The 22967-nt window shown below is 73.8% G+C and carries 23 protein-coding genes; 2 read left to right on the forward strand and 21 right to left on the reverse strand.

The annotated features are described in order from the left end of the window. The 7 genes from D6B71_RS20725 to D6B71_RS20755 all read right to left on the reverse strand — a co-directional run bounded on the left by D6B71_RS20725 (nt 1) and on the right by D6B71_RS20755 (nt 5030). Nucleotides 1-810 (reverse strand): helix-turn-helix domain-containing protein, encoded by an 810-nt coding sequence (locus D6B71_RS20725; protein ID WP_240641612.1) that lies wholly within the window; start codon nt 808-810, stop codon nt 1-3. Nucleotides 811-842: 32 nt separating this feature from the next. After that, nucleotides 843-1607: a pseudouridine synthase gene (locus tag D6B71_RS20730; protein WP_121258716.1), complete on the reverse strand. Its 765-nt coding sequence runs from the start codon at nt 1605-1607 to the stop codon at nt 843-845. A gap of 44 nt (nt 1608-1651) precedes the next feature. After that, the gene (gene scpB / locus D6B71_RS20735) at nt 1652-2392 is read right to left on the reverse strand and encodes an SMC-Scp complex subunit ScpB (RefSeq protein ID WP_206051892.1); all 741 of its coding nucleotides are present in this window, start codon (nt 2390-2392) and stop codon (nt 1652-1654) included. Beyond that, entirely contained in the window at nt 2389-3291 is a 903-nt protein-coding gene (locus tag D6B71_RS20740) for a segregation and condensation protein A (RefSeq protein WP_121258666.1), read from the reverse strand. The genes scpB and D6B71_RS20740 overlap by 4 nt, the downstream gene beginning before the upstream one ends. Continuing rightward, the gene (locus tag D6B71_RS20745) at nt 3288-3632 is read right to left on the reverse strand and encodes a hypothetical protein (protein WP_121258668.1); all 345 of its coding nucleotides are present in this window, start codon (nt 3630-3632) and stop codon (nt 3288-3290) included. Before D6B71_RS20745 ends, D6B71_RS20740 begins: the two co-directional genes overlap by 4 nt. Next, entirely contained in the window at nt 3617-4579 is a 963-nt protein-coding gene (locus tag D6B71_RS20750) for a ParA family protein (protein ID WP_121258670.1), read from the reverse strand. Before D6B71_RS20750 ends, D6B71_RS20745 begins: the two co-directional genes overlap by 16 nt. Before the next feature lie 166 nt (nt 4580-4745). After that, nucleotides 4746-5030, reverse strand: coding sequence for a GNAT family N-acetyltransferase (locus D6B71_RS20755; protein WP_121258672.1), 285 nt, complete (start codon nt 5028-5030; stop codon nt 4746-4748). Nucleotides 5031-5112: 82 nt separating this feature from the next. On the opposite strand from D6B71_RS20755, the gene D6B71_RS20760 reads away from it, so the two are divergent. Beyond that, nucleotides 5113-6291 carry a glycosyl hydrolase gene (locus D6B71_RS20760; protein ID WP_164519762.1) on the forward strand — a complete coding sequence of 393 codons (1179 nt, stop codon included), beginning with the start codon at nt 5113-5115 and terminating at the stop codon, nt 6289-6291. A 15-nt stretch (nt 6292-6306) separates the two neighbouring features. Here D6B71_RS20760 and D6B71_RS20765 read toward each other — a convergent pair whose 3' ends face one another. The 13 genes from D6B71_RS20765 to D6B71_RS20820 form a co-directional block, all read right to left on the reverse strand. Then, on the reverse strand, nt 6307-8889 hold the full coding sequence (locus D6B71_RS20765; protein WP_121258676.1) for a DEAD/DEAH box helicase: 2583 nt from the start codon (nt 8887-8889) through the stop codon (nt 6307-6309). Next, nucleotides 8886-9662: a DUF2314 domain-containing protein gene (locus D6B71_RS20770; protein WP_121258678.1), complete on the reverse strand. Its 777-nt coding sequence runs from the start codon at nt 9660-9662 to the stop codon at nt 8886-8888. Before D6B71_RS20770 ends, D6B71_RS20765 begins: the two co-directional genes overlap by 4 nt. Nucleotides 9663-9708: 46 nt before the next feature. Beyond that, on the reverse strand, nt 9709-10629 hold the full coding sequence (xerD, locus tag D6B71_RS20775) for a site-specific tyrosine recombinase XerD (protein WP_206051891.1): 921 nt from the start codon (nt 10627-10629) through the stop codon (nt 9709-9711). A 67-nt stretch (nt 10630-10696) separates the two neighbouring features. Further along, the gene (gene ald, locus D6B71_RS20780) at nt 10697-11821 is read right to left on the reverse strand and encodes an alanine dehydrogenase (RefSeq protein ID WP_121258680.1); all 1125 of its coding nucleotides are present in this window, start codon (nt 11819-11821) and stop codon (nt 10697-10699) included. Nucleotides 11822-11881: 60 nt separating this feature from the next. Next, nucleotides 11882-12499 carry an NUDIX domain-containing protein gene (locus tag D6B71_RS20785; protein WP_121258682.1) on the reverse strand — a complete coding sequence of 206 codons (618 nt, stop codon included), beginning with the start codon at nt 12497-12499 and terminating at the stop codon, nt 11882-11884. Between the two features lie 3 nt (nt 12500-12502). Beyond that, nucleotides 12503-14206 carry a CTP synthase gene (locus D6B71_RS20790; protein ID WP_121258684.1) on the reverse strand — a complete coding sequence of 568 codons (1704 nt, stop codon included), beginning with the start codon at nt 14204-14206 and terminating at the stop codon, nt 12503-12505. 32 nt (nt 14207-14238) lie between these two features. Beyond that, on the reverse strand, nt 14239-15177 hold the full coding sequence (locus tag D6B71_RS20795; protein WP_164519763.1) for a copper transporter: 939 nt from the start codon (nt 15175-15177) through the stop codon (nt 14239-14241). Nucleotides 15178-15189: 12 nt separating this feature from the next. Next, nucleotides 15190-16392 carry a putative cytokinetic ring protein SteA gene (gene steA / locus D6B71_RS20800; RefSeq protein WP_121258688.1) on the reverse strand — a complete coding sequence of 401 codons (1203 nt, stop codon included), beginning with the start codon at nt 16390-16392 and terminating at the stop codon, nt 15190-15192. A gap of 78 nt (nt 16393-16470) precedes the next feature. Further along, nucleotides 16471-18237 (reverse strand): DNA repair protein RecN, encoded by a 1767-nt coding sequence (gene recN, locus D6B71_RS20805; protein ID WP_121258690.1) that lies wholly within the window; start codon nt 18235-18237, stop codon nt 16471-16473. Beyond that, entirely contained in the window at nt 18230-19189 is a 960-nt protein-coding gene (locus D6B71_RS20810) for an NAD kinase (RefSeq protein WP_206051888.1), read from the reverse strand. The genes recN and D6B71_RS20810 overlap by 8 nt, the downstream gene beginning before the upstream one ends. After that, nucleotides 19186-20025: a TlyA family RNA methyltransferase gene (locus D6B71_RS20815; RefSeq protein WP_121258694.1), complete on the reverse strand. Its 840-nt coding sequence runs from the start codon at nt 20023-20025 to the stop codon at nt 19186-19188. The genes D6B71_RS20810 and D6B71_RS20815 overlap by 4 nt, the downstream gene beginning before the upstream one ends. A gap of 6 nt (nt 20026-20031) precedes the next feature. Then, nucleotides 20032-20235 (reverse strand): hypothetical protein, encoded by a 204-nt coding sequence (locus tag D6B71_RS22520; protein ID WP_126688339.1) that lies wholly within the window; start codon nt 20233-20235, stop codon nt 20032-20034. A 31-nt stretch (nt 20236-20266) separates the two neighbouring features. Beyond that, nucleotides 20267-21280: an HAD-IIA family hydrolase gene (locus tag D6B71_RS20820; RefSeq protein ID WP_121258696.1), complete on the reverse strand. Its 1014-nt coding sequence runs from the start codon at nt 21278-21280 to the stop codon at nt 20267-20269. Nucleotides 21281-21326: 46 nt separating this feature from the next. Here D6B71_RS20820 and D6B71_RS20825 point away from each other — a divergent pair, with 46 nt between their 5' ends. Then, nucleotides 21327-22448 (forward strand): DUF1015 family protein, encoded by a 1122-nt coding sequence (locus tag D6B71_RS20825; protein WP_164519764.1) that lies wholly within the window; start codon nt 21327-21329, stop codon nt 22446-22448. On the opposite strand, the gene D6B71_RS20830 is transcribed toward D6B71_RS20825, so the two are convergent. Continuing rightward, complete coding sequence (locus D6B71_RS20830) at nt 22423-22743, reverse strand: single-stranded DNA-binding protein (RefSeq protein ID WP_240641613.1); 321 nt, start codon at nt 22741-22743, stop codon at nt 22423-22425. The genes D6B71_RS20825 and D6B71_RS20830 overlap by 26 nt on opposite strands. Between the last annotated feature and the right edge of the window lie 224 nt (nt 22744-22967).

The raw sequence follows: 22967 nt of genomic DNA on the forward strand, positions 1-22967 counted from the left end.
TCACCCTGGCACCGAGTCGGCGTCCCGGTCTTGCACGAACGGGAACTCCTCCCGCAGCCAGGTCGAGGGCGTGCAGCCGGCCAGCGCCGACCACTCCCGCGAGAGGTGGGCCTGGTCGGCAAAGCCGCTTCGATAGGCGGCCTCCGCCAGGGGGATCCGGCCCACCAGTGCCCGAGCCTGCTCGAACCGGCCCAGCCGCCGCAGGTCCCGCGCCGACACACCGCACTCGCGGCGCACCAGCGTGCCCAGGTGCCGGCGGCTCAGGCCGACCTCGGCCGCGACCGCGCCGACCCCTGCGCCGCGCCGCAGCTGTCTCAGCGCCCACGCGACCTCGGCGCGAGGCAGGCTCGGGCGGTCTCGCAGGACGCCGAGCAGAGCCCGCTCCACCACCGCTCTGCGACTGGCGGCCGGGGCTGCGGCGAGCCGCTCCGGCAGGTGCCGCAGCGCCGGAGCAGCGTCCTCCAGATCGACGATCGTGCCCGCCAGGGACGCCGCCGGCGCCCCCAGCAGTGTTCGGGCCCCGGTCACCGTGAGCTCCAGCTGCACGCCCGCCTGGTGTCCGAGGTGGTGGATCGCCGCCGGTCCGGTGTGCAGCCCCGCCAGCGTCCCCCAGCGAGCGGCCCGGCTGGCGTCGTCACCGCTCCAGCCCACGTCGAGCGGCTCCCCGACCGGCAGCACGAGGGTCAACGTGGTGCCGGGCAGCCCGCGGTGCACGCCCGGACCGCCCAGGTCGACGTCGTACGCCGTCAGGCTGACCACGTGCCCGCGCAGGGCCGGGTGCGGGTCCGGCCGCGGGTCGTGGGGGCTCACCCGCCGAAGGTACGGCGGGTCAGGGCGCGTTTCTAGAGCTCGACGCCGTCGAGCAGCGCGCCGAGCTCGTCGGCGGTGAGGTCGCGCAGCTCGCCGGGCTTGAGGTTGCCCAGCCGCACCGGCCCGATCGCGGTGCGGGTGAGCCGGCGCACCGGGTGTCCGACGGCGTCGAGCAGCCGGCGCACGATGCGGTTGCGGCCCTCGTGGATGACCAGCTCGACGATGGAGCGCCCGGCGGCGGGCTCGCTGCCGCCGACCAGCTTGACCTTCGAGACCGTGACTGGACCGTCGTCGAGGGTGACACCGGCCAGCAACCGCTTCACGGTGCCGCGACTGACCGTGCCCTCGACCTCGGCGACGTAGACCTTGTCGACCTCGTACGACGGGTGGGCGAGGCGCTGGGCGAAGTCGCCGTCGTTGGTGAGCAGCAGCAGCCCGGTGGTGTCGGTGTCGAGCCGGCCCACGTGGAAGAGCCGCTCGGGCCGGTCGGCCACCAGGTCGCCGATGGTGCGCCGACCCTCGGGGTCGGACATGGTGGAGACCACGCCGCGGGGCTTGTTGAGCGCGAGGTAGACCTTGGCGCTCACCGGGGGCAGCCGCTTGCCGCCGACCCGGATCACCGCGGCGCTGGGGTCGACCTTGGTGCCGAGCCGGGTGACGACCTCGCCGTCGACCTCGACCTGGCCGTCGAGCATCAGCTCCTCGCAGCGGCGCCGGGAGGCGACACCGGACTGGGCGAGCAGCTTCTGCAGCCGGACCAGCCCCTGGTCGTCGGGGACCAGACCGAGGGCGGCCAACCGGTCACCGGTGCCGCCAGTGCCGACGGGGTCGCTCGGCTCGCTCACGTGGGCTCGGTCCCGCCGTCGGGCTCGGTGCCGGGCCCGTTGTGCGGGGCCGGGTGCGGGGCGTGCTGCGTCTCGGCGTCCGCCTCGCTGCCCGGTGCGGGCGTCGGCTCGGGTGCGGGGGGTCCGGACATCTCGGCCAACTCGTCCTCCAGGTCGTCCATCTCGGGCAGGTAGGGGGCCAGCTCGGGCAGTTCTTCGAGCGAGCCGATCCCGATCCTCTCCAGGAAGTATCCCGTGGTCCGGTAGAGGTGCGCGCCGGTGTCGGCGTCGTGGCCGGCCTCCTCGACCAGCCCGCGGGCCAGCAGGGTGCGGATCACGCCGTCGACGTTGACGCCGCGGATGGCCGAGACCCGGGCCCGGGAGACCGGCTGCTTGTAGGCGACCACCGCGAGGGTCTCGAGCGCGGCCTGGGTGAGTCGCGCCTGCTGGCCCTCGAGCACGAACCCCTCGACGACCGCGGCGTACTCCTCGCGGGTGTAGTAGCGCCACCCGCCGGCGACGTTGCGCAGCTCGAAGCCGCGGCCCTGGGCGGTGTACTCCTCGGCCAGGTCGCTCAGCGCGGCGTCGACGTCGGAGACCGGGTGGCCCACCGCGGTGGCCAGGGTGGCGACGTCGAGCGGCTGGTCGGCGACCATCAGCACCGCCTCGAGGGCGGGCCGCAACGGCGCCAGCGGCACCTCGAGCGTCTCCGCCGGCACCTCTGCCGACACCTCCGGTTCGTGGTCGTGCTCGTTCACGTGTGGCCTCCCTCTGCGGTGTCGGGCTCCCCGGGCGTCGCCGCCGCGCCGTCGGCCTCGGGTGGGGCGCCGTCGAACTCGTCGTGGATCAGGTCGTCGACGTCGGCGTCGTCGGGACCGGTCCATCGCACGGTGAGCTCGCCGAGCGGCGAGACCTGGTCGAAGGCGACCGCGCCCTCGCGGAACAGCTCGAGCAGCGAGAGGAACCGGGCCACGGTGGTCAGGGTGTCGGGCGAGTCGCCGCACAGCGACCGGAACGTGAGCGTGCGCGAGCGGCGGAGCCGGTCGACCACGATCGCCGCCTGTTCGCGGACGCTGACCTTCGGCGCGTGGATGTGCTGCAGCGACACCTCGGGCACCGGCTTGGGCTCCATCGCCTTCGCCGCGAGCTGGGCGAACTGGCCCAGCCCGATGCCGATCAGCACCTCCGGGAGCAGGCGGGCGAACCGCTCCTCCATCCCGACGGCGCGGGGGTGGCGGCGCGACTCCTCGACCAGCCGGTTGCCGAAGACGGCGGCCACCTGCTTGAACGCGCGGTACTGCAGGAGCCGGGCGAAGAGCAGGTCGCGGGCCTCGAGCAGCGCGAGGTCCTCCTCGTCCTCGACGTCGCCACTCGGCAGCAGCCGTGCGGCCTTGAGGTCGAGGAGTGTGGAGGCGACCAGCAGGAACGAGGTGGTCTGCTCGAGGTCCCACACCGGGCCGCCGGCCTTGACGTGGGCGATGAACTCGTCGGTGACCGTCGAGAGTGCGACCTCGGTGATGTCGAGCTTGTGCTTGGCGATCAGCGAGAGCAGCAGGTCGAACGGCCCCTCGAAGTTGACCAGCCGCACCTCGAAGCCCGGGGTCTCCGCTCCGTCGCCGGCGTGCGTCGGTTCGGGAGCGGCGGGGGCGCCGCTCATTCCTCGGTCAACCGCCGCACCAGGGCGCTGCGCTCGCCCTCGGCTTCGAAGTCGGCCAGCACCATCGCCACCGCCTCACGGACCAGGCGGCCGCGGTCGATGGCCAGCCCGTGCGCGCGGCGCAGGGACAGCCGGGCGTGCTCGATGTCGAGCAGCTCGTCGGAGGTGACGTAGACGGTCATCTTCTCGTCGTGCCGCACCCGGCCGCTGGGCCGCTTGGGGGCCTCGGGCTCCGGCTCGGCCGACTCGGGCTGGTCGGGCACCGCCCGGACCGCCTTGGGCTCGGGGCTGGTCGGCCGGAACAGGTCGTCGGCCGACGGCAGGGTCACGCGTCGGGGCACCGGACCAGCACCTCCCTCGCCAGCTGACGGTAGGAGTCGGCGCCCGCCGACGCCGAGGCGTAGGTGGTGATCGGCTCGCCGGCCACCGTGGAGTCGGAGAACTTCACGGTGCGGCGGATCACGGTGTGGAAGACCTTGTCGCCCCAGGCCTGCACCAGCCGCTCCATGACCTCCCGGCCGTGCAACGTGCGGCCGTCGTACATGGTGCCGAGCACGCCCTCGATCTGGAGCTTGGGATTGAGCCGCTCGGTGACCTTGTCGATGGTGGTCTTGAGCAGCGCCACCCCGCGCAGCGCGAAGTACTCGCACTCCAAGGGCACGATCACGCCGTCGGAGGCGGTCAGCGCGTTCACCGTGAGCAGGCCCAGCGAGGGCTGGCAGTCGATGAGGATCACGTCGTACTTCTCGACCGCGGGAGCCAGCACCCGCTGCAGGGTCTGCTCGCGGGCGACCTCGTGCACCAGCTGCACCTCGGCCGCGGAGAGGTCGATGTTGGAGGGCAGCAGGTCCATGCCGGGCACGCCCGAGGGGACGACCACGTCGTCGAGGGTGACGTCGCGCTCCATCAGCAGGTTGTAGACGGTGAGGTCCATCTCGTGGGGGTTCAGCCCCAGGCCCACCGACAGCGATCCCTGCGGGTCGAAGTCGACCAGCAGCACCTTGCGGCCGTACTCGGCGAGCGCGGCACCGAGGTTGATCGTGGTCGTCGTCTTGCCGACGCCACCCTTCTGGTTGCACATCGAGATCACCCGGGCGTCGCCGCGCCGGGAGCGCGGCGGCGGCTCGGGCAGGTCCGGGACCGGCCGGCCGGTCGGGCCGAGCTCGGCGACGGCGCCGTTCGCGCCGGCGGAGGCGGGGCGGGCCGGCGTCAGCGGACGCTCGAACGGCAGCGCCTCGGACGCCTGGTCCTCACGTGGACGGACCGGAGAGGACACCTGCGGAGGCATCTGTGGGGCGCTGCTCCCTGTGAACCCTGCGAACCCGCCATCGCTCATCCGTCGCTCCTCGCATCGCACCCAGGAGGCCTGCCTGGCCTCACGGCTCAGTCAAGCATTTGTCGACTTCTAGACACGGGACGACGCGCGGCGCGCCGCAAGGGTTCCGGCCGGGACGTCAGGCCAGCAGGTCGGCGTAGTCGGGGTGCTTGCCGATCCAGCCGGCGATGAACTCGCAGCGGGCCACCACCTGGCGCCCGCCGCGGGCGCGGACGTCGTCGAGCGCCCCCCGGGCCAGTGCCGAGCCGACGCCCTTGCCGCCGAACTCGTCACCGACCTCGGTGTGGGTGAAGGTGATCCGTCCCTCGTCGAGGGTGTAGTCGGCGAAGCCGGCCAGCTCCTCGCCGAGGTAGGCCTCGTAGCGCTGCCGGTCCGGGTTGTCTCGGGTCGAAACGTCGCTCATGGACCCACCCTACGGAGCGGTCCCACGAACGGCCGTGGGTCGTTCGCTCCCCAGCCGACCAGCCATTGGTGACAATGGCCTGGTGCAACGCCAGAGTCTGCGTCCGCTCCGGTACGCCGCTGCGCTCGCGGTCGGCGCCGCGACGCTGGCGCTCGCCCCGGTCGCCCCGGCGGTCCCTGTGACGCCGGCGCCGCCCGGCTCCGTCGACGGTGCCGTCGACGACTGCACGCCGCGTCCGGCTCTGGTCGACCCCGACGCGACCCCGGAGGCCCGCTGCCTGGCCGCGCGGCTCGACCGGTGGCGGGCGAAGCGGCGGATGGCGGTGGGCCAGCAGCTCAACGTCTCCAACGGCGATCCGACGGCGCCGCTCGACGAGCTCGGCGACCGGCCGGTGCCGGTCGTCGGCTTCGACCTCGAGGAGCTCGACCAGGCGGCCAACCACGAGTACCCCTCCGACGACGCGGTGCTCGCCGAGCTGCTCACCCTGGCCGCGCCGCGCGCGGCGGGCGGTGAGGGGGCGGTGCTGGTCGCCACCTGGCACGCCCGCAACCCGCACACCGGCGCCGAGAACAGCTTCGCCGACCGCAGCTGGCACGACCTCGGCGCGCTGCTGCGCGACACCACGGAGGCCGCGGCCTTCTGGGCCGGCTACGACACGATGCTCGGCTACCTGGCCCGCCTCCAATCCGGCGAGGACGGCCGCTACTCCCCCGCCGCGGTGGTCTTCCGGCCGCTGCACGAGGCGAACGGCGGCTGGTTCTGGTGGGGTCACCCGAAGCGAGACGTCTACCGCGAGCTGTGGGCCAGGATGCAGGACCGCGCCAGCGATGCCGGCGTCCACAACATCGTGTGGGCCTACTCCGCGAACGTCGTCAACGACCAGACGGTGCGCAAGCCGGTCTCCCTGCTGCCGGCCGGCCGGGTCGACCTGGCCGGCCTCGACAGCTACGACTTCGAGGACGGCGACCGCAGCGTGCGGCGCGACCGGCTGCCGCTCGCCGGCTGGGGCGAGCTGGCCGGCAAGGTGAAGCGCATGGCGCTCACCGAGGTCGGCCCCTACGACAGCACCACCGGCCGGTGGGACCCGGCCGTGGTCACGCGCACGCTCCGGGCTCGGAAGATCCGCCCGGTGTGGGCGATGTTCTGGTTCGACGACCTGGCCGGCAACGATCCCCGCCACCTGCGCCAGCTCTCCTCGCTGCGCGGGGGCCGCGCCTGGCTCGACGAGCAGTGCGCCAGCGGCACCTGCCGCCTGCGCTGACCACCACGCGGGGCGTCAGCCGCCGAGCCGGTGCATCGCCACCGTCGCCAGCACCAGCTCGCCGGCCTCGTCGGAGGCGTCGAGGTCGGCGACCGCGTCGACGACCCAGTCGTGGTGGCCGTCGGGGTCGGCCAGGGTCTGCCGCACCCGCCACAGCCTGGCGGTGGTCCCCTCGGGTGCCCCCACCGGCTCGCCGGTCGTCGCCTCCACCTCGAGCAGCTTCGGGCTCCGGGCGTCGGCGTCGGTGGCCAGCCGGTCGTGCTCGGCGTAGTAGTCCTCGATCGCGGCGTCCCAGGACGATCGGGTCATCACCACCTCGCGCGCCGGGTCGGTGCGGTCGGCCGCGGCCCGCTCGAGCGCCATCAGCCCGTCGAGGTCGTCGCGGGCGACCAGCTCCACGCGGCGCCACATCGCGTTGCGCACCATCACCGTGAAGGCGCGCTCCTGGCGGCTGATCGGGCGCGGGTTGGGCGGGGGCCGGTGCTCGGCCAGCTCCTGGGCCACCCGGTGCACCGCCGCCGGATCGCTCAGCGCCTCCCACTCGTCGAGCAGCGAGGAGTCGGTCTGCCGCACGGTCTCCCCCAGCCACTCGATCAGCTCCTCCAGCTCGGGGGTGCGGTGCTGGTCGGGCACGGTGTGCCGCAGGGTCCGGTAGGCGTCGGTCAGGTAGCGCAGCACTAGCCCCTCGGAGCGGGCCAGCTGGTAGCGGCTCACGAAGTCGGTGAACGACATGCCCTGCTCGAACATCTCGCGCACGATCGACTTCGGGCCCAGGGCGTCCTCGGGCAGCCACGGGTGGGTCTGCCGGTAGATCTCGTACGTCGCGCCGAGCAGCTCGGCGAGCGGCTGCGGCCAGGTGACGGCGTCCAGCAGCGCCATCCGCTCGTCGTACTCGATGCCGTCGGCCTTCATCTCGGCCACCGCCTCGCCGCGGGCGGTGAACTGCTGGGCGAAGAGGATCTGTCGCGGCGCCTCGAGCACCGACTCGACGACCGACACGATGTCGAGGGTGTGCTCCTCGGACTCGGGGTCCAGCACGTCCAGGGCGGCCAGCGCGAAGTGGGCCAGCGGCTGGTTGAGGGCGAAGTCGTCGGGCAGGTCGACGGTGAGCACGTAGCGGCGGCCGTGCTCGTCGGGCTCGTCGAGCCGGACCAGCACCCCCGACCGGACCAGGCTGCGGGCCAACCGGAGCGCGCGCCGGGCCAGCCGCAGCTGGTTGCGGCGCTCCTCGTGGTTGTCGGTGAGCAGCCGGCGCAGCACCGGGAAGGCGTCCTCGTCGCGCGCGATGACGTTGAGCAGCATCGCGTTGTCGACCTTCATCCGCGACACCAGCCGCTCGGGCACCCCCTCGACGAGCTTGGTGAAGGTCTGCTCGCTCCACACCACCGCACCCTCGGGAGCCTTCTTCAGCTGCGCCTTGCTCTTGCGCTTGGCGCTGCGGTTCTCGGCGGCGTTCTTCGCCTCCGCCTTCGCCTTGGCGCGCTCGTTCTCGATGACGTGCTCGGGGGCCTGGACCACGACATAGCCGGCGGTGTCGAACCCGGCGCGGCCGGCGCGGCCGGCGATCTGCAGGAACTCGCGGGTGCGCAGCACCCGCTGCCGGCTGCCGTCGAACTTGGCCAGCCCGGTGAACAGCACCGTGCGGATCGGGACGTTGATGCCGACGCCGAGCGTGTCGGTGCCGCTGATCACCGTGAGCAGTCCGGCCTGGGCCAGCTGCTCGACCAGACGCCGGTAGCGCGGCAGCATGCCGGCGTGGTGCACCCCGAGGCCGCGGCGCAGCAGCTTCGAGAGCGTCTTGCCGAACCCGGCCCCGAACCGGAAGCCGGCCAGCCGCTCGGCGATCGCGTCGCGCGCCTCCCGGTCCGCGCCCGCCCAGCCCGCCTTGAGCAGGCCCGAGGCGTGCTCGACGGCCGCGGCCTGGGTGAAGTGCACGACGTAGACGGGTGCCTGCTTGGTGGTCACCAGCTCTTCCAGCGTCTCCGCCAGCGGGGTGAGTGCATAGCTGAACGTCAGCGGCACGGGGCGCTCGGCGTCGTCGACCACGGTGGTGGCGCGGCCGTTGCGGAGCGTCAGGTCGTCGGCCAGCTCGGAGACGTCACCGAGGGTCGCCGACATCAGCAGGAACTGTGCCTGTGGCAGCTCGAGCAGCGGCACCTGCCAGGCCCAGCCCCGGTCGGGCTCGGCGTAGAAGTGGAACTCGTCCATCACCACGAGCCCGACGTCGGCGTCCGAGCCCTCGCGCAGCGCGATGTTGGCCAGCACCTCGGCGGTGCAGCAGATGATCGGGGCGTCGGAGTTCACCGCGGCGTCGCCGGTGAGCATGCCGACGTTGTCGGCGCCGAAGACCTCGCACAGCGCGAAGAACTTCTCGCTCACCAGCGCCTTGATCGGCGCGGTGTAGAACGAGACCCGGTCCTCGGCGAGCGCCGCGCGGTGCGCTGCCTCGGCCACCAGCGATTTGCCCGAGCCGGTCGGCGTGGCCAGCACGACGTTGTCGCCGGCCAGCAGCGCGAGCACCGCCTCCTCCTGGTGCGGGTAGAGCTCCAGCCCGCGCTCGGCAACGGCGGTGGTGATGTCGTCGAGGAGGTCGCTCACCGGGCCCCTCCCCGGGTCGTGAACGCCTCGGCCACGTGCTCCCAGCCCATGCCGACGGCCAGGTCGAGAGCGGTCGCCCCCGACAGCGAGCCGGGCCCGGACAGCCGCGCGTGCGGGTCGGCGCCGTGCTCGAGCAGCACCTCGACCAGCGTCGCGTTCCCGGCCACCGCCTCCTGGTGCAGCACGGTCCAGCCGTTCTCGTCGGCGCGGGTCGCCACCGCGGGGTCCTCGGCGATGATCTGCCGGAGCCGGTCCCGACCCGCCACCGAGAGCGGATGCTCGTCGGTGTCGGCCCGCATCGCCTCGTCCGGGACCAGTGAGATCACGCCGGTCCTGCCGAAGTCGAGGCCCCAGGTCCGGTCGTGCCGGCGTCGCTGCCGGCGACCCATCGCGAGGCGGATCAGCTGGACGGTGAAGCCGCCGCACGCCTTGCCGTCCACGCTGTAGAGCCAGTCCTCGACGTCGGCGAGGCGGATCTCCACCGGCGTGCCCGCCGACGGCGCCGAGTTCTCGATCGGCTCGTTGAGGACGGGACCGGCGACCGTGACGCCGTCGAAGCTCTCGACCTCGACCCACAGGTGCTCCGTCCCCGGCTCGCCCGGTGCTCCCGGGAACGCTGCCTTGACCATGGCCGGACCGAGACCGGGGTCCACACCCCGCTGCCGCCAGGAGACGTGGCGCCAGCAGAAGCGGAAGGTCTCCCGGGCGGCCCGGCCGGCTTCGGCCAACGCCGGGTCGTCGGCGGGGAGAGAGACGGCACGCAGAGTTGTCATCGCGCCCCATCCTGCCTGGTGCGGGTCGCCAGCCCGAACCGGCCGCTCAGTCCCGAGCCCGGGGGTGGGCGGTGGCGAAGACCTCGCGCAGGTTGTCGACGGTGACCAGCGTGTAGACCTGCGTCGTGGTGACCGAGGCGTGGCCCAGCAGCTCCTGGACCACGCGCACGTCGGCGCCGCCGTCGAGCAGGTGGGTGGCGAAGGAGTGGCGCAGCGTGTGCGGGGACACGTCGCGGGTGACTCCGGCCCGGTCGGCCGCACGGACCAGCACGGTCCAGGCCGACTGCCGTGAGAGTCGGCCGCCGCGGGCGTTGAGGAACAGCGCTCCGGCCCTCTCGGTGGTGCCTCCCGAGACCCCGGCTGCCACCAGGTCGGGCCGGGCCCGCACCAGGTAGCCGGAGACCGCCTCACGGGCATAGGACCCGACGGGCACGAGCCGCTCCTTGCCGCCCTTGCCGCGCAGCAGCACGGTGCCGTCGACGAGATCGAGGTCGTCGACGTCGAGGCCGACCGCCTCGGAGATCCGAGCCCCCGTGCCGTAGAGCAGCTCGAGCAGGGCCCGGTCGCGCAGTGCCAGGGTCGTCCCCGGCGCACCCGCGGCGTCCAGGATCGCCTCGACGTCGGAGAGCGGGAGCGCCTTCGGCAGCCGCTTCGCCGGTGCGGGCGGCTTCACCGCGGCCGCGGGATCGGCCTCGGTCAACCCGTCGCGGACCGCGAACTTGTGGAACCCCCGGACCGCGACCACCGTGCGCGCCGCCGAGGTCGCGCTGAGCGGCGGGTGGTCGGCGTCGCCCTCGCGTAGCGAGAGCAGGAAGTCGGTGACCGTCGACTCGGTGATCGCGCCGAGGTCGGCGATGTCCCGGGCGGCGAGGAAGGCCAGGTAGCGACGCAGGTCGCGCCGGTAGGACGACAGCGTGTTCGTGGCCAGGCCGCGCTCCACCGTGAGGTGGTCGAGGTAGGCGCGCACGGCGCGGCTCACGCCGCCCGCCCGCTGCTCGGGCGGCTGCTGCTGCTCGGTCGTCGCGGTGCTCACCTCAGGCCGGTGTGCCGAGCGCGGTCTCGAGCGGGACCGAGCCGATGCCCACCGCGTCGCCGACCGGGGCGTTGGTCAGCAGCCCGGCGTGGGTGTTCAGGCCCAGCGCCAGGCTGCGGTCGTCGAGCGAGGCCTGCCGCCAGCCCTTGTCGGCCAGCGCGACGGCGTACGGGAGCGTGGCGTTGGTCAGCGCGTACGTCGAGGTGTTCGGCACCGCACCCGGCATGTTGGCCACGCAGTAGAACGTGGACCCGTGCACCGGGTAGGTGGGGTCGGCGTGGGTGGTGGGCCGGGTGTCCTCGAAGCAGCCCCCCTGGTCGACGGCGATGTCGACGAGCACCGAGCCCGGCTTCATCTGCGCGACCAGGTCGTTGCTGACCAGCTTGGGTGCTCGCGCGCCCGGCACCAGCACCGCGCCGATCACCAGGTCGGCCTCCTTGACCTGCTGCTCGATGGCCAGCCGCGACGACGCGAGGCCGTGCACCCGGTTGTTGTAGCGCCAGAACGACATCCGCAGCTTGTCCAGGTCGGTGTCGAGCAGCGTGACGTCGGCACCCATCCCGAGGGCGATGTTCGCGGCGTTCTGCCCGGCGACGCCGGCTCCGATCACCACGACCTTCGCGTTGGCGACGCCTCCGACCCCGCCCATCAGCACGCCCCGGCCACCGCGGGCCTTGAGCAGCGCGTAGGCACCCACCTGCGGAGCCAGGCAGCCGGCGACCTCCGACATCGGGTAGAGCAGCGGCAGCCCGCCAGAGGGGAGTTGCACGGTCTCGTAGGCGATCGCGGTGACCTTGCTCGCGAGCAGTGCCTCGGTGAGGGGCTTGTCGGCGGCCAGGTGCAGGTAGGTGAAGAGCGTGAGGCCCTCACGCAGCCGGTGGTACTCCTCGGCGATCGGCTCCTTGACCTTGAGCACCATGTCGGCGGTGCCCCACACCTCGTCGGCGTCGTCGAGGATGGTCGCACCCGCCGCGACGTACTCGTCGTCGGTGACCGAGGAGCTCTCTCCGGCCCCCCGCTGGATCTGCACCTCGTGCCCGTGCGCGACCAGCTCGTGCACGCCGACCGGCGTGATCGCGACGCGGTACTCGTGGACCTTGACTTCCTTCGGGACGCCGACCTTCACCTGCTGTGCTCCTCGGATCGGGGTCGCCACCACGCTGTGGCGATCGCTACCGCGGCGACACTACTCCGCGACGTGCCCCGCGCGCGGGAACCCGCGAACCTCGCCCCGGGCGGCCGCCAACAGCACGGCAGCCGCCAGGTGCGCGTCCGCCAGCCGCCCGGCGAGGACCGCCGCGTGGAGGTCGGCGAAGGGGACCCAGCCGAGCTCCATCTCCGCCTCCTCGTGCTCGGGGGTGAAGTCTCCCCGCCCGACCTCGCGCAGGTCGCGGGCCAGGAAGAAGTGGCTCTGCTCGGAGGAGAAGCCCGGGGAGGAGTAGGTCGAGGCCAGGTGGCTCCACTCGGCTGCCTCGTAGCCGGTCTCCTCGACCAGCTCACGCCGGGCGACCTCGACGATCGGCTCGCCCTCGACGTCGCAGAGTCCGGCGGGCAGCTGGACCAGGGTGGCCGAGACCGCGTGGCGGTACTGCCACACGCACAGCACCCGGTCCCGGTCGTCGAGCGCGAGCACGATGACCGCTCCCGGATGCTCGACGACCAGCCGGGTGAACGGCTCCTCCTCGCCGGGCCCGGGCCGGCGGACCCGGTCCTCACGCAGCCGCACCACCCAGCCGCCCCCGTCGTAGGGGTAGCCGACGGTCTCGGCCGGCCACCGCTCCGGACGGTCCTGGGGCGCGGGCACGGCTCAGTCCTCGACGGGCTCGCGGCGCAGCGCGGACTCGTCGATGGGGAACCGCAGTTCGCGCTGCCGGTCGATGGCCGCGCCGACGAGCCCCGCGAAGAGCGGGTGCGGCCGGGTGGGCCGCGAGCGCAGCTCGGGGTGGGCCTGGGTGGACACGTAGTAGGGGTGCACCTCGGCCGGAAGCTCGACGAACTCGACCAGGTTGTTGTCCGGCGAGGTGCCCGAGAACACCAGCCCGGCCGCCTCCAGCCGGTCGCGGTAGCGGTTGTTCACCTCGTAGCGGTGCCGGTGCCGCTCCTGGATCGTGGGCTCTCCGTAGGCGCCGCGCACGACGGTGCCGTCCTTGAGCGCGGCCGGATAGAGGCCCAGCCGCATCGTGCCGCCCAGGTCGCCGGCGCCCGCCACGATCGTCTTCTGCTCCTCCATCGTGGCGATCACCGGCTCGGCCGCGTCGGGGCTGAACTCCGTGGAGTCGGCGCGTTCGAGGCCGGCCTCGTTGCGCGCGAACTCGATCACCATGCACTGAAGCCCCAGGCACAGGCCCAGCGTGGGGATCTTGTGGGTGCGGGCGTAGTGCAGGGCCCCGACCTTGCCCTCGATGCCGCGGACGCCGAAGCCACCGGGCACGCAGATCGCGTCGACGTCGTGGAGCAGCCGGGCAGCGCCCGTCGGGCTCTCGCACTCGTCGGAGGGCACCCAGCGCAGGTGCACCTTGGCCTCGTGCGCGAAGCCCCCGGCCCGCAGCGCCTCGGCGACGGAGAGGTAGGCGTCGGGGAGGTCGACGTACTTGCCGACCAGGGCGATCGTGACCTCCTCGCGCGGGTGGTGCACCCGGCGCAGCAGGTCGTCCCAGGCCGTCCAGTCGACGTCACGGAACGGGAGGTCGAGGCGGCGCACGAGGTAGGCGTCGAGGCCCTCGCGGTGGAGCACCTTGGGGATGTCGTAGATCGACGGCGCGTCGGCCGCGGTCACCACGGCCTCCTCGTCGACGTCGCACATCAGCGCGATCTTGCGCTTGATGCTCTCGGGCAGCTCGCGGTCGGCGCGGCACACGATCGCGTCGGGCTGGATGCCGACCTGGCGCAGGGCGGCGACGGAGTGCTGGGTGGGCTTGGTCTTCAGCTCGCCGGACGGACCGATGTAGGGCACGAGCGAGACGTGGATGAAGAAGCAGTTGTCGCGACCGACGTCGTGGCGGACCTGGCGGGCCGCCTCGAGGAACGGCAGCGACTCGATGTCGCCGACGGTGCCGCCGACCTCGGTGATCACCACGTCGACCCGCTCGCCGTCCTCCTGGGCGTCGCCCATCAGGCGGATCCGGTCCTTGATCTCGTTGGTGATGTGCGGGATCACCTGGACGGTGTCGCCGAGGTAGTCGCCGCGGCGCTCCTTGGCGATCACGCTGGAGTAGACCTGGCCGGTGGTGACGTTGGCGATCTGGTTGAGGTCGGTGTCGAGGAAGCGTTCGTAGTGCCCGATGTCGAGGTCGGTCTCGGCGCCGTCGTTGGTCACGAAGACCTCGCCGTGCTGGAACGGGTTCATCGTCCCGGGATCGACGTTGAGGTAGGGGTCCAGCTTCTGCATCGTGACCCGCAGACCGCGGGAGCGGAGCAGACGACCGAGGCTGGAGGCCGTCAGACCCTTGCCCAGCGAGGAGGCGACGCCTCCGGTCACGAACACGTGCTTGGTGGGCGTCGGGTTCTTCACGGGACTCCATGCTATCCCAGACCGAGCCCGGTTCAGGTCAAGGGCACGGCCCCGTCGGCGCCGGATGCCCCGAACGCGCCCCGCTGCCCGCTCAACGCCCGCACCAGCGCGAGCGTGGTCGTCACCTGGCCGAGCGGTGACTCGACGCCGTCGACGGTGGTGAGCTCGGCGGCCACCGCCTCGCGTCGCAGGGCGGCCAGCGAGCCGTCGCTGCCGCCGTCGGTGGAGCCGGCCACCACGACACCGGCTGCCTTCTCGGTCAGCCCGGAGAGCAGGCCGGACAGGATCGCGGTGCGGGCTCGCTCGTCCGCGGCCGCCTCGGTGGCGTCGGCGGCGTCCTCGGTCGCGGAGGCGCCCAGGTCGTCCCCGAGGACCACCAGGACCAGCGGTGCTCTGCCCGGGTCTCCCTTCGGCATCACGACCAGGTCGGCGGCCGACAGGCTCTCCCGCACCGACGTCGACCACGCACCGGCGGGCACGGAGGTCTCCTCGTCGGTGGCCACGGCCAGCGACAGCAGCTCGCCCAGCCGGGTGTACGTCGGCGCGTCGGCGTCGACGGCACCCTCGCCGAGCCGGGTCATCAGCTGGCTGCCGAGCGTGTCGACCAGCGACTTCTCGCTCGGGTCCAGGAGCGCCTCGGCCAGGTCGTAGCGGGCGGTGACGCTGCCCCCGGCGAGCGCCACCTGGTCCGACAGGGCCGCGACGGCCTGCTCGTCGACGCCGGGCGCGGCGAGGATCGCCACCGGGTGCTCGGCCAGCTTGCCGGCGTAGAGCTTCTCGGCGGTGGCGGCGGCGAAGTCGTCGCCGAAGCTCGCCACGGCACGGGCCTGGTCGGTGCGTTCGGCGGCCCGGGCGGTGGCGGCCTCGTGGCGTCCCAGCTCGCTGAGCGGGCCGCCGCCGAGGACGATGCCGACCGCGAGGGCCAAGAACACCGCGACGAGGGAGACGATGTGGTGGCGGTAGGTGATCACCGAGATGTCCTTCTAGAGCAGTCCGTGCAGGGAGTCGTACAGGTCGGCGAGGGCGGCGGTGGCCGTCTCCGCCCACTCCTGGCCGACGGGGGTGACCGAGACCGCGGCCGAGAGCGCGATCAGGCCGGCGAGCATCACCAGCATCAGGTGGCGCGGCCGCACCCGGCCGGAGTAGAGCCGGGGCACGGCGGTGGCGTCGACCAGCCGCGGCCCGAGCTTGAGCCGGGTCAGGTAGGTGCTGGCCAGGCCGGCGCGCTGCCGGTCGAGGAAGTCGACCAGGGTGGCGTGCAGCCCGACGCCCACGATCACCTCGGCCTCACCGGCGTCGGCGAGCAGGAGCGCCGCGTCCTCGGTGGCCGCGGTCGACTCGAGCCGCACGGCCCGGACACCCAGACGCTCGAGCTGCTCGAGCCGAGAGCGGTCGCCGCCGGGCTCGATGCGGACGACGACGTCGCGGGCCGGTGTCAGCGCCGAGCCGGACGGCAGCTCGCCGCGGGCGTCGAGGACGACGACGTCGGGGCGGTGCCCCGCCCGGCGCAGCACCTCGGCTGCCCGGTCGACGGCGATCAGCACCGGCCGCTGCTCGCTCAGGTAGGCGCCGATGTGGCGCAGCTCGGCCTCGCACTCGGGGCCGTCGACGACCACCACCGCCGGGCGCCCCCGCATCGAGGTCGACAGGCGGGGCAGTCCATCACCGTCGAGGAGGAGATCGTGTTCGCGACGCAGGAACTCGGTGGCGTTGTGGGTGAAGGTGTCGAGTTGCGCGGCCATGCCGAGGCGAGCGAGCGCGAGGTCCTCGCGGATCGTGGCCGACTCGACCGCGCGGCCGACGGCCACCGGCTCCGCACCGCCGCCCTCGGCGCTCTCGCCGACGAAGACCCGGCCACCGTCGACGCGCAGGGTGACCCCGTCGCGCAGGTGGGGGCTGCCCTGGTCGCCGATGCCGTCGACCAGGTGCACCCCGGCGGCACAGAGCAGCTCGGGGCCCAGGTTGGGGTAGCGGCCGGAGATGAACGGGCCACGGTTCAGCACCGCCGCGACACCGGCGTCCAGGAGCGCCTGGGCGGTGGCCCGGTCGAGGTCGACGTGGTCGAGGACCGCGATGTCTCCGGGGCGCAGCCGCGCGAGCACGGCCTCGGTGCGGCGGTCGACGCGGGCGGTGCCGCGGAGCCCGGGCAGGGCGGTCTCGGGACGGGTTCGTGCGGGCAGCCTCATGACCGGTCCATGGTGACAAACGGGCGGGTCGATCCCCGGCACCGGCGCGAGCCGGGCGAGTCGGCCGGGCCGCGGGCGTCAGTCCGTCCGGCGGGCGGCCTGGGCGACCTCGAGCAGCTCACGGGCGTGGGCCAGTGCGGTGTCGGAGTCGGCGAGTCCGGCCAGCATCCGGGACAGCTCGCGCTCCCGCTCGGCGTCGTCGAGGACGCTCAGGCCCGAGCTGGTCACCGACCCGTCGGAGGACTTCTCGACGACGACGTGCCGGTCGGCGTACGCCGCGACCTGGGGCAGGTGGGTGACCACCAGCACCTGCGCGTCGCGCGCCAGCTGGGCCAGTCGGCGGCCGACCTCGACCGCGGCGGCGCCCCCGACACCGGCGTCGACCTCGTCGAAGACGAAGGTGGGGACCGGGGAGGTGCCGGCCAGGGCGACCTCGAGGGCCAGCATCACCCGGGAGAGCTCGCCTCCGGAGGCGCCCTTGTTCAGCGGGCGTGGCTCGGCACCGGTGTTGGCCGCCAGCAGCAGCTCGACCTCGTCGACGCCGGAGCCGGAGTAGCGCAGCCACCGCTCCCCCACCCGCAGCGGCGCGCGGGCCTCGAGGTGGTCGGCGTCGGCGGCGGGCGCCGGCGCCTCGGTCTGGCGGACGGTCACCACCAGGCGGGCGTGTGGCATGGCCAGCAGGGCGAGCTCGGCGCTCACCTCGGCGCCCAGGCGCACCGCGGCCTCCTCGCGGGCACGGCTCAGCCCCGCCGCCGTCTCGGCCAGCTCAGCCCGCAGCCGGTCGCGTTCGGCGCGCAGCAGCTCGATGCGTTCGTCGGTGCCGTCGAGCTCCAGCAGACGCCGCGAGGAGCGCTCGGCCCAGGCGAGCACCTCGTCGACGGTGTCGCCGTACTTGCGGGTGAGCGCGGTCAGCGCTGCCCGGCGCTCGGAGACCGTGGCCAGCCGGGCGGGGTCGATCTCGATGCGCGCGGCGTAGGACGCGACGTCGGCGGTCACGTCGGAGAGCAGGTAGGTGATCTCGGCGAGCCGGTCGGCGAGCTCGCCGGCCTCGGCATCGTGCTCGCGGACGCCGTCGAGGAGGGTGCGGGCGGCCGCGGTGGTGGCCAGGGCGTCGGGGGCGTCCTGGTCGCTGGAGAGGGCCTCGCGGGCCTGCTCCGCGGCGGTGCGCAGGGTGTCGGCGAACCCGAGCCTGCCCTCCTCGGCGGCCAGCGCGGCGTCCTCGCCGGGCTCGGGCGCGACCGCCTCGATCTCGCTCAGCCCGAAGCGCAGCAGGTCGGCCTCGCGGGCGCGCTCGCGCGCGGTCGCCACCACTTCGAGCAGCTCGGCCTCGACCTCCTCGAGGCGGGCGTGGCAGGACCGGTAGTCGTCGAGCCGGGCCGCGAGGGACGTGCCGCCGAACCGGTCGAGCGCCTCGCGCTGGGCCCGGGGCTGCAGCAGCCGGTGCTGGTCGGACTGGCCGTGCACGGCGACCAGGGGCTCGGCCACCTCGGCGAGCACCGAGACCGGGACCGAGGCGCCGCCGACGAAGGCCCGCGAGCGGCCCTCGGCGGAGACGTTGCGGGCGAGCACGACGCGGCCGTCCTCGATATCGCCCCCGGCCGCCTCGACCGCCTCGGCGAACGCCGGGAGGGCACCGGCGTCGACCAGTCCCTCGACCCGGGCTCCGCGGGACCCCGAGCGGACCGCGCCGCTGTCGGCCCGGCCACCGAGGAGCAGCCCGAGGGCACTGACGATCATGGTCTTGCCGGCCCCGGTCTCACCGGTGATGACCGTCAGCCCGGGGCCCAGTGCCAGGACCGAGGAGTCGATGACCCCCAGCGACGAGATCCGGATCTCCTCAAGCATGGTCCCCCCGGCGGCGGCGTTGGGCGGCCCCGCGCCATCCCTCGACGGGCAGGTCGAACTTCGCCACCAGCCGATCGGTGAACGGGGCCTGGTGCAGGCGCACCAGGCGCACCGGGCGGGCCCCGCGGCGGACCTCGATCCGGGCGCCCGGCGGCAGCTCGACGGTGCGGCGCCCGTCGCACCACAGCACGCCCGCCCCCTGGGTGCGGGCGAGCACCTCGACGGCAAGCACCGAGGTCGGAGCGACCACCAGCGAGCGTGCGAACAGGGCGTGGGCACTGATCGGGACCATCAGCAGCGCCTCGACGCCGGGCCAGACCACCGGCCCGCCGGCACTGAAGTTGTAGGCGGTCGAGCCGGTCGGGGTCGCGCAGACGACCCCGTCGCACCCCCACCGGGAGAGCGGTCGCCCGTCGACCTCGACGACGACCTCGATCATCCGTTCCCGGGCCGCCTTCTCCACGCTCGCCTCGTTGAGCGCGAACGTGCTGGCGACCACTTCACCGTCGTGCATCACCGACACGTCGAGCGTCATCCGGTCCTCGGCGGTGTAGCGCCGCTCGACGATCGCCTCGATCGTCGAGGCGACGTCGTCGGACTCGGCCTCGGCGAGGAACCCGACGTGGCCCAGGTTGACGCCGAGCACGGCGGTGCGGGTCTCGTGGGTGATCTCGGCCGCCCGGAGGATGCTCCCGTCGCCGCCGATCACCAGCACCAGCTCGCAGTCGCGGCTGGCGACCGACTCGTCGTGGGCCAGCTCCAGGGGTGGGTCGTAGGAGGCCGGGTCGAGCCCGAGGTCCCTGGCCTCGGCCACCGGAAGCCGGACCACGAGGCCGTGCCCGGTCAGCGCCTCGACCGAGGACCGGGCCACCTCGCGCGCGTCGTCGCGCCCGGTGTGGGTGAGCACCAGCACTCGGCGCGGTCCACTGGGGGTGGGGGTCGGGTCGCTCACTGCTCCACCCTCTCACCCGCCGCGCCGCCCGGGTCGGCGGCTCGCACCGTCGCCGCGATCTCCTCCTCGCCGATCGTCGCGGCCCCCTGCCGCAGCCACAAGAAGAACTCGACGTTGCCCGAGGGCCCGGGGAGCGGGCTCACCGCCACGGCCCGAGCCCCCCAGCCACGGGCGGCCGCGGCGGCGGCGACCCCGGTCACGGCCTCGGCCCGCAGGGCGGGATCACGGACGACGCCGCCCCGGCCGACCCGGTCCTTGCCGACCTCGAACTGCGGCTTGACCATCAGCGCCAGGTCACCGTCGGGGCGGGTCGCCCCGAGCAGCGCGTCGAGCACCAGCGCCAGAGAGATGAACGAGAGGTCCCCCACGACCAGGTCGACCGGCCCGCCGATCAGCTCGGCGCTCAGCTCGCGGATGTTGGTGCGGTCGTGCACCCGGACCCGCGGGTCCTGCCGCAGGCGCCAGGCCAGCTGTCCGTAGCCGACGTCGACGGCGACCACCTCCGCGGCGTCGTGACGCAGCAGCACGTCGGTGAAGCCGCCGGTGCTCGCCCCCGCGTCGAGGCACCGACGACCGGCGACCCGAAGCCCGAGCGGCTCGAAGGCGGCCAGCGCGCCGGCCAGCTTGTGCCCGCCGCGAGAGACGTAGTCGGGGCGGTCCGGGTCGTCGGCCACCAGGATCGCCAGGTCGGTGGTGACCCCGGTCGCCGGCTTGGTGGCGACCGCTCCGGCCACCTTCACCCGCCCGGCGGCGATCAGCTCGCTGGCGTGCTCACGGGAGCGAGCCAGGCCACGCCGGACCAGCTCGGCGTCGAGACGCAGGCGTCGAGGCGGCACGGCAGATCAGGCCGGGTGGTGGCGGTCGCGAGCCTCGTCGCGGTGCGCGTCGAGTGCCCGGCGAAGCTCGTCGTGCGCCCGCTCGAACACGGCGACGTGCTCCTCCAGCGGCCGCTCCTCGAGCCCTTCGACCGCCGAGATCACCTCGTCGACGCGCGGCTCACCGGTGCGCACGGCCGGCTCCGCAGGACTCCCGGGGATCTCGCTCATGCCGCCGAGGCTACCCGCAACCTCTGGCCGCTCAGCCGGTCGGGGCGACCAGCCCGGAGACGTCGGGGGGGCTGCCGGATCGGTCGCGATGCGCCCAGCCGGCCACGGCGACCGCGCGCCACCAGTCGCCGGCGGCGCCCTCGCCCGAGACCTCGAGGACGCCGTCTCGGACCGCGGCCCTCCAGCCGCGGACCGCCGCGATCGGCTCTCCGTCCGCTCCCTCGGCGGGCGCCACCTCGGGATGGGACTCGAAGAGCCCGGCGAGGTCGGGAGCGAGGTAGCCGGGCCGCTCCTCGGGCCGCGCGTCGACGAGCTCAGGCAGGCCGGTGACGCCGGTCAGCACGAGCAGGGAGGCGAGGCCGGCGGCCCGGGCTCCGGCGATGTCGGTGTCCAGCCGGTCGCCCACCATCACCGGGTTCTCCCCTCCGACGCGACGGACGGTCTCGTCGAGCAGGGGGCGCTGCGGTTTGCCGGCGACCACGGGCTCGACCCCGGTGAACCGGCGCAGCGTCTCCACCAGGACGCCGTGTCCGGGCGCGATCCCGAACGGGGCGGGGAAGGTGAGGTCACCGTTGCTGGCCACCCACCACAGGCCGTCCCGGACCCGCACGGCGGCGCGCATGATCTCGCCCCACCGCACGTCGGGCCCGTAGCCGGTGACCAGGGCCTGCGCGTCGTCGTCGACGCCGACGGCGACCAGCCCCTCGGCGTGCAGGGCACCGGCCAGGCCGTCGGCGCCGAGCAGCACCACTCTGGCCCCGGCGCCCAGGCGGTCCACGAGCAGTCGGGCGGCGGCCTGGGCGGAGGTCACCACGTCGGTGGCCTCGGCCGGCACGCCGAGGTCGGTCAGGTGGGCGGCGACCTGCTCGGGCGTCCGGGAGGCGTTGTTGGTGACGTAGGCCAGTCGCATTCCACGCCCGCGGGCCCGGTCCAGGTGCTCGGGGGCGGACGGGACGGCGGCGCCACCGACGTAGACGACGCCGTCGAGGTCGAGCATCGCCAGGTCGTGCTCGTCGCACAGCGGACGGACAGACGCGTGCAGCATGCGGTGCCTCCTCGGAACGGCATCGGCGGCACCCTACGATGCAGCGGTGGAAGACAGCGTGGTCACCCCGCCTTATGCGGCAGCGCCGTTGCGGCTCCTCCCCTTCCACGGGCTGTCGATCGCCGGCTCACGGGTCGGCGAGCCGGCCACCGCCCGCGCCTTCGCGCGGCCCTACCGCAAGGTCACCGAGCGGCTCGCGCAGTGGGCCGAACGCGGCACCCTGTGGCGTGACCCCCGCCCCGGGCTCTATCTGCACGAGTACACCGCCGGCGGCATCACGATCCGGGGGCTCGTGGGCGCCCTCGACGTCACCCGCCGCACGGGCGATCCGGAGCGGGCCGCCGTCTTCCCCCACGAGGGCATCCACCCCGGGCAGGCCGACGAACTGACTCGGCGGATGGAGCAGATGCAGCTGAACCCCGCACCGATCCTGCTGGTGCACCGGGCCACCGATCCCCTCCGGACCCTGCTGACCGGGATCCGCGAGACCTCCCCCGTGCTCGACCTGCGCGACCGGGCCGGCCAGCAGCACCGTGTCTGGGCCGTCCGGCGATCCGACCAACTGTCCGCGATCGCACGCGAGCTCGGCCAGGCGCACGCCCTCATCGCCGACGGGCACCACCGTTACGGCGCCTACCTACGCCTGCAGGAGCGGGCGCCGGGCACCGCCGCGGACCGCGGCCTCGCCATGCTGGTGGACCAGGACGACACTCCCCTGTTCCTGGGCGCGATCCACCGCGTCCTGCCCGGTGTCAGCCTCGACGACCTCCAGGTCGCTGCCGAGCGCACCGCCAGCGCCCTGCACCGGTGCGACCAGGAGCAGGCCGTCGCCGCGCTCGGCCCCGGCACCATGGTGGCGACCGACGGGACCGCCTGGGCCACCGTGCGCACGCCGGCGGCCCGCGAGTGCACCACGGTGGAGCGGCTGCACGAGCGCCTCCTCCCGGCACTCGACACCCCGCCGGCGCGGATCGGGCACCACCATTCGGTCGAGGCGGCTCTGGCCGCGCTGACCGACCGCCCGGCAACGGCCGTGCTGCTGCCCGCCCCCGAGTTCCCCCTGGTGCAGCGCGTCGTCGAGTCCGGACGGCTCCTTCCGGAGAAGGCCACCTCGTTCCAGCCGAAGCCGAGCGTCGGTGTGCTCATGAGGTCGCTGCCCGACGGATGAGGCGGCCGGTCGCGACCTCGACCTCCACCCGGGAGGCGGCCCCGCCGCCCGCCTTGAAGAACCGTCGGCGCAGCGCACCGGAGATCTCCACCTCGTCCCCGGCCCGCCATGCCGACACCGACCGGTGCAGACGCGGGGTCCAGGCGGCGCACTCGAGGGTGTCCACGCTCTGCCGCATGCCGGCGCGCGGCGCCCGCTGCACCACCAGCCGGAACACCCACAGCCGGTCGCCACTGGGCAGCACCCGCTCCTCGGGATCCACCGACACCCGTCCGGAGAGTCGAACCTCGTTCATCTCACCCACCTCCATGCCCAGGGTCCCGGCTCGCCTCGCGAGCCCGCCAGCCGACACATGCTCGCCTGGGGACAGGCCGAGACGAGGCTCCGCTGTGGACAGACACCCGGGGGAGAGAAATGACCGAAGGGCCACCCAGCGAACTGGGTGGCCCTTCGTCAAAGGATGTCCGGCGGCGTCCTACTCTCCCACAGCCTCTCGGTTGCAGTACCATCGGCGCTGAA

It is taken from the genome of Nocardioides ferulae (genome assembly GCF_003660455.1).
GTDB classification, from domain to species: Bacteria; Actinomycetota; Actinomycetes; order Propionibacteriales; family Nocardioidaceae; genus Nocardioides; species Nocardioides ferulae.

Bases quoted from the DNA above. Each gene is read 5' to 3' on its own strand.
- recN (WP_121258690.1), bottom strand. From the start codon at position 18,237: ATGCTTGAGGAGATCCGGATCTCGTCGCTGGGGGTCATCGACTCCTCG.
- D6B71_RS22520 (WP_126688339.1), bottom strand. From the start codon at position 20,235: ATGAGCGAGATCCCCGGGAGTCCTGCGGAGCCGGCCGTGCGCACCGGT.
- D6B71_RS20740 (WP_121258666.1), bottom strand. From the start codon at position 3,291: ATGAGCGGCGCCCCCGCCGCTCCCGAACCGACGCACGCCGGCGACGGA.
- D6B71_RS20750 (WP_121258670.1), bottom strand. From the start codon at position 4,579: ATGCCTCCGCAGGTGTCCTCTCCGGTCCGTCCACGTGAGGACCAGGCG.
- D6B71_RS20770 (WP_121258678.1), bottom strand. From the start codon at position 9,662: ATGACAACTCTGCGTGCCGTCTCTCTCCCCGCCGACGACCCGGCGTTG.
- D6B71_RS20820 (WP_121258696.1), bottom strand. From the start codon at position 21,280: ATGCTGCACGCGTCTGTCCGTCCGCTGTGCGACGAGCACGACCTGGCG.
- steA (WP_121258688.1), bottom strand. From the start codon at position 16,392: ATGAGGCTGCCCGCACGAACCCGTCCCGAGACCGCCCTGCCCGGGCTC.
- D6B71_RS20755 (WP_121258672.1), bottom strand. From the start codon at position 5,030: ATGAGCGACGTTTCGACCCGAGACAACCCGGACCGGCAGCGCTACGAG.
- D6B71_RS20830 (WP_240641613.1), bottom strand. From the start codon at position 22,743: ATGAACGAGGTTCGACTCTCCGGACGGGTGTCGGTGGATCCCGAGGAG.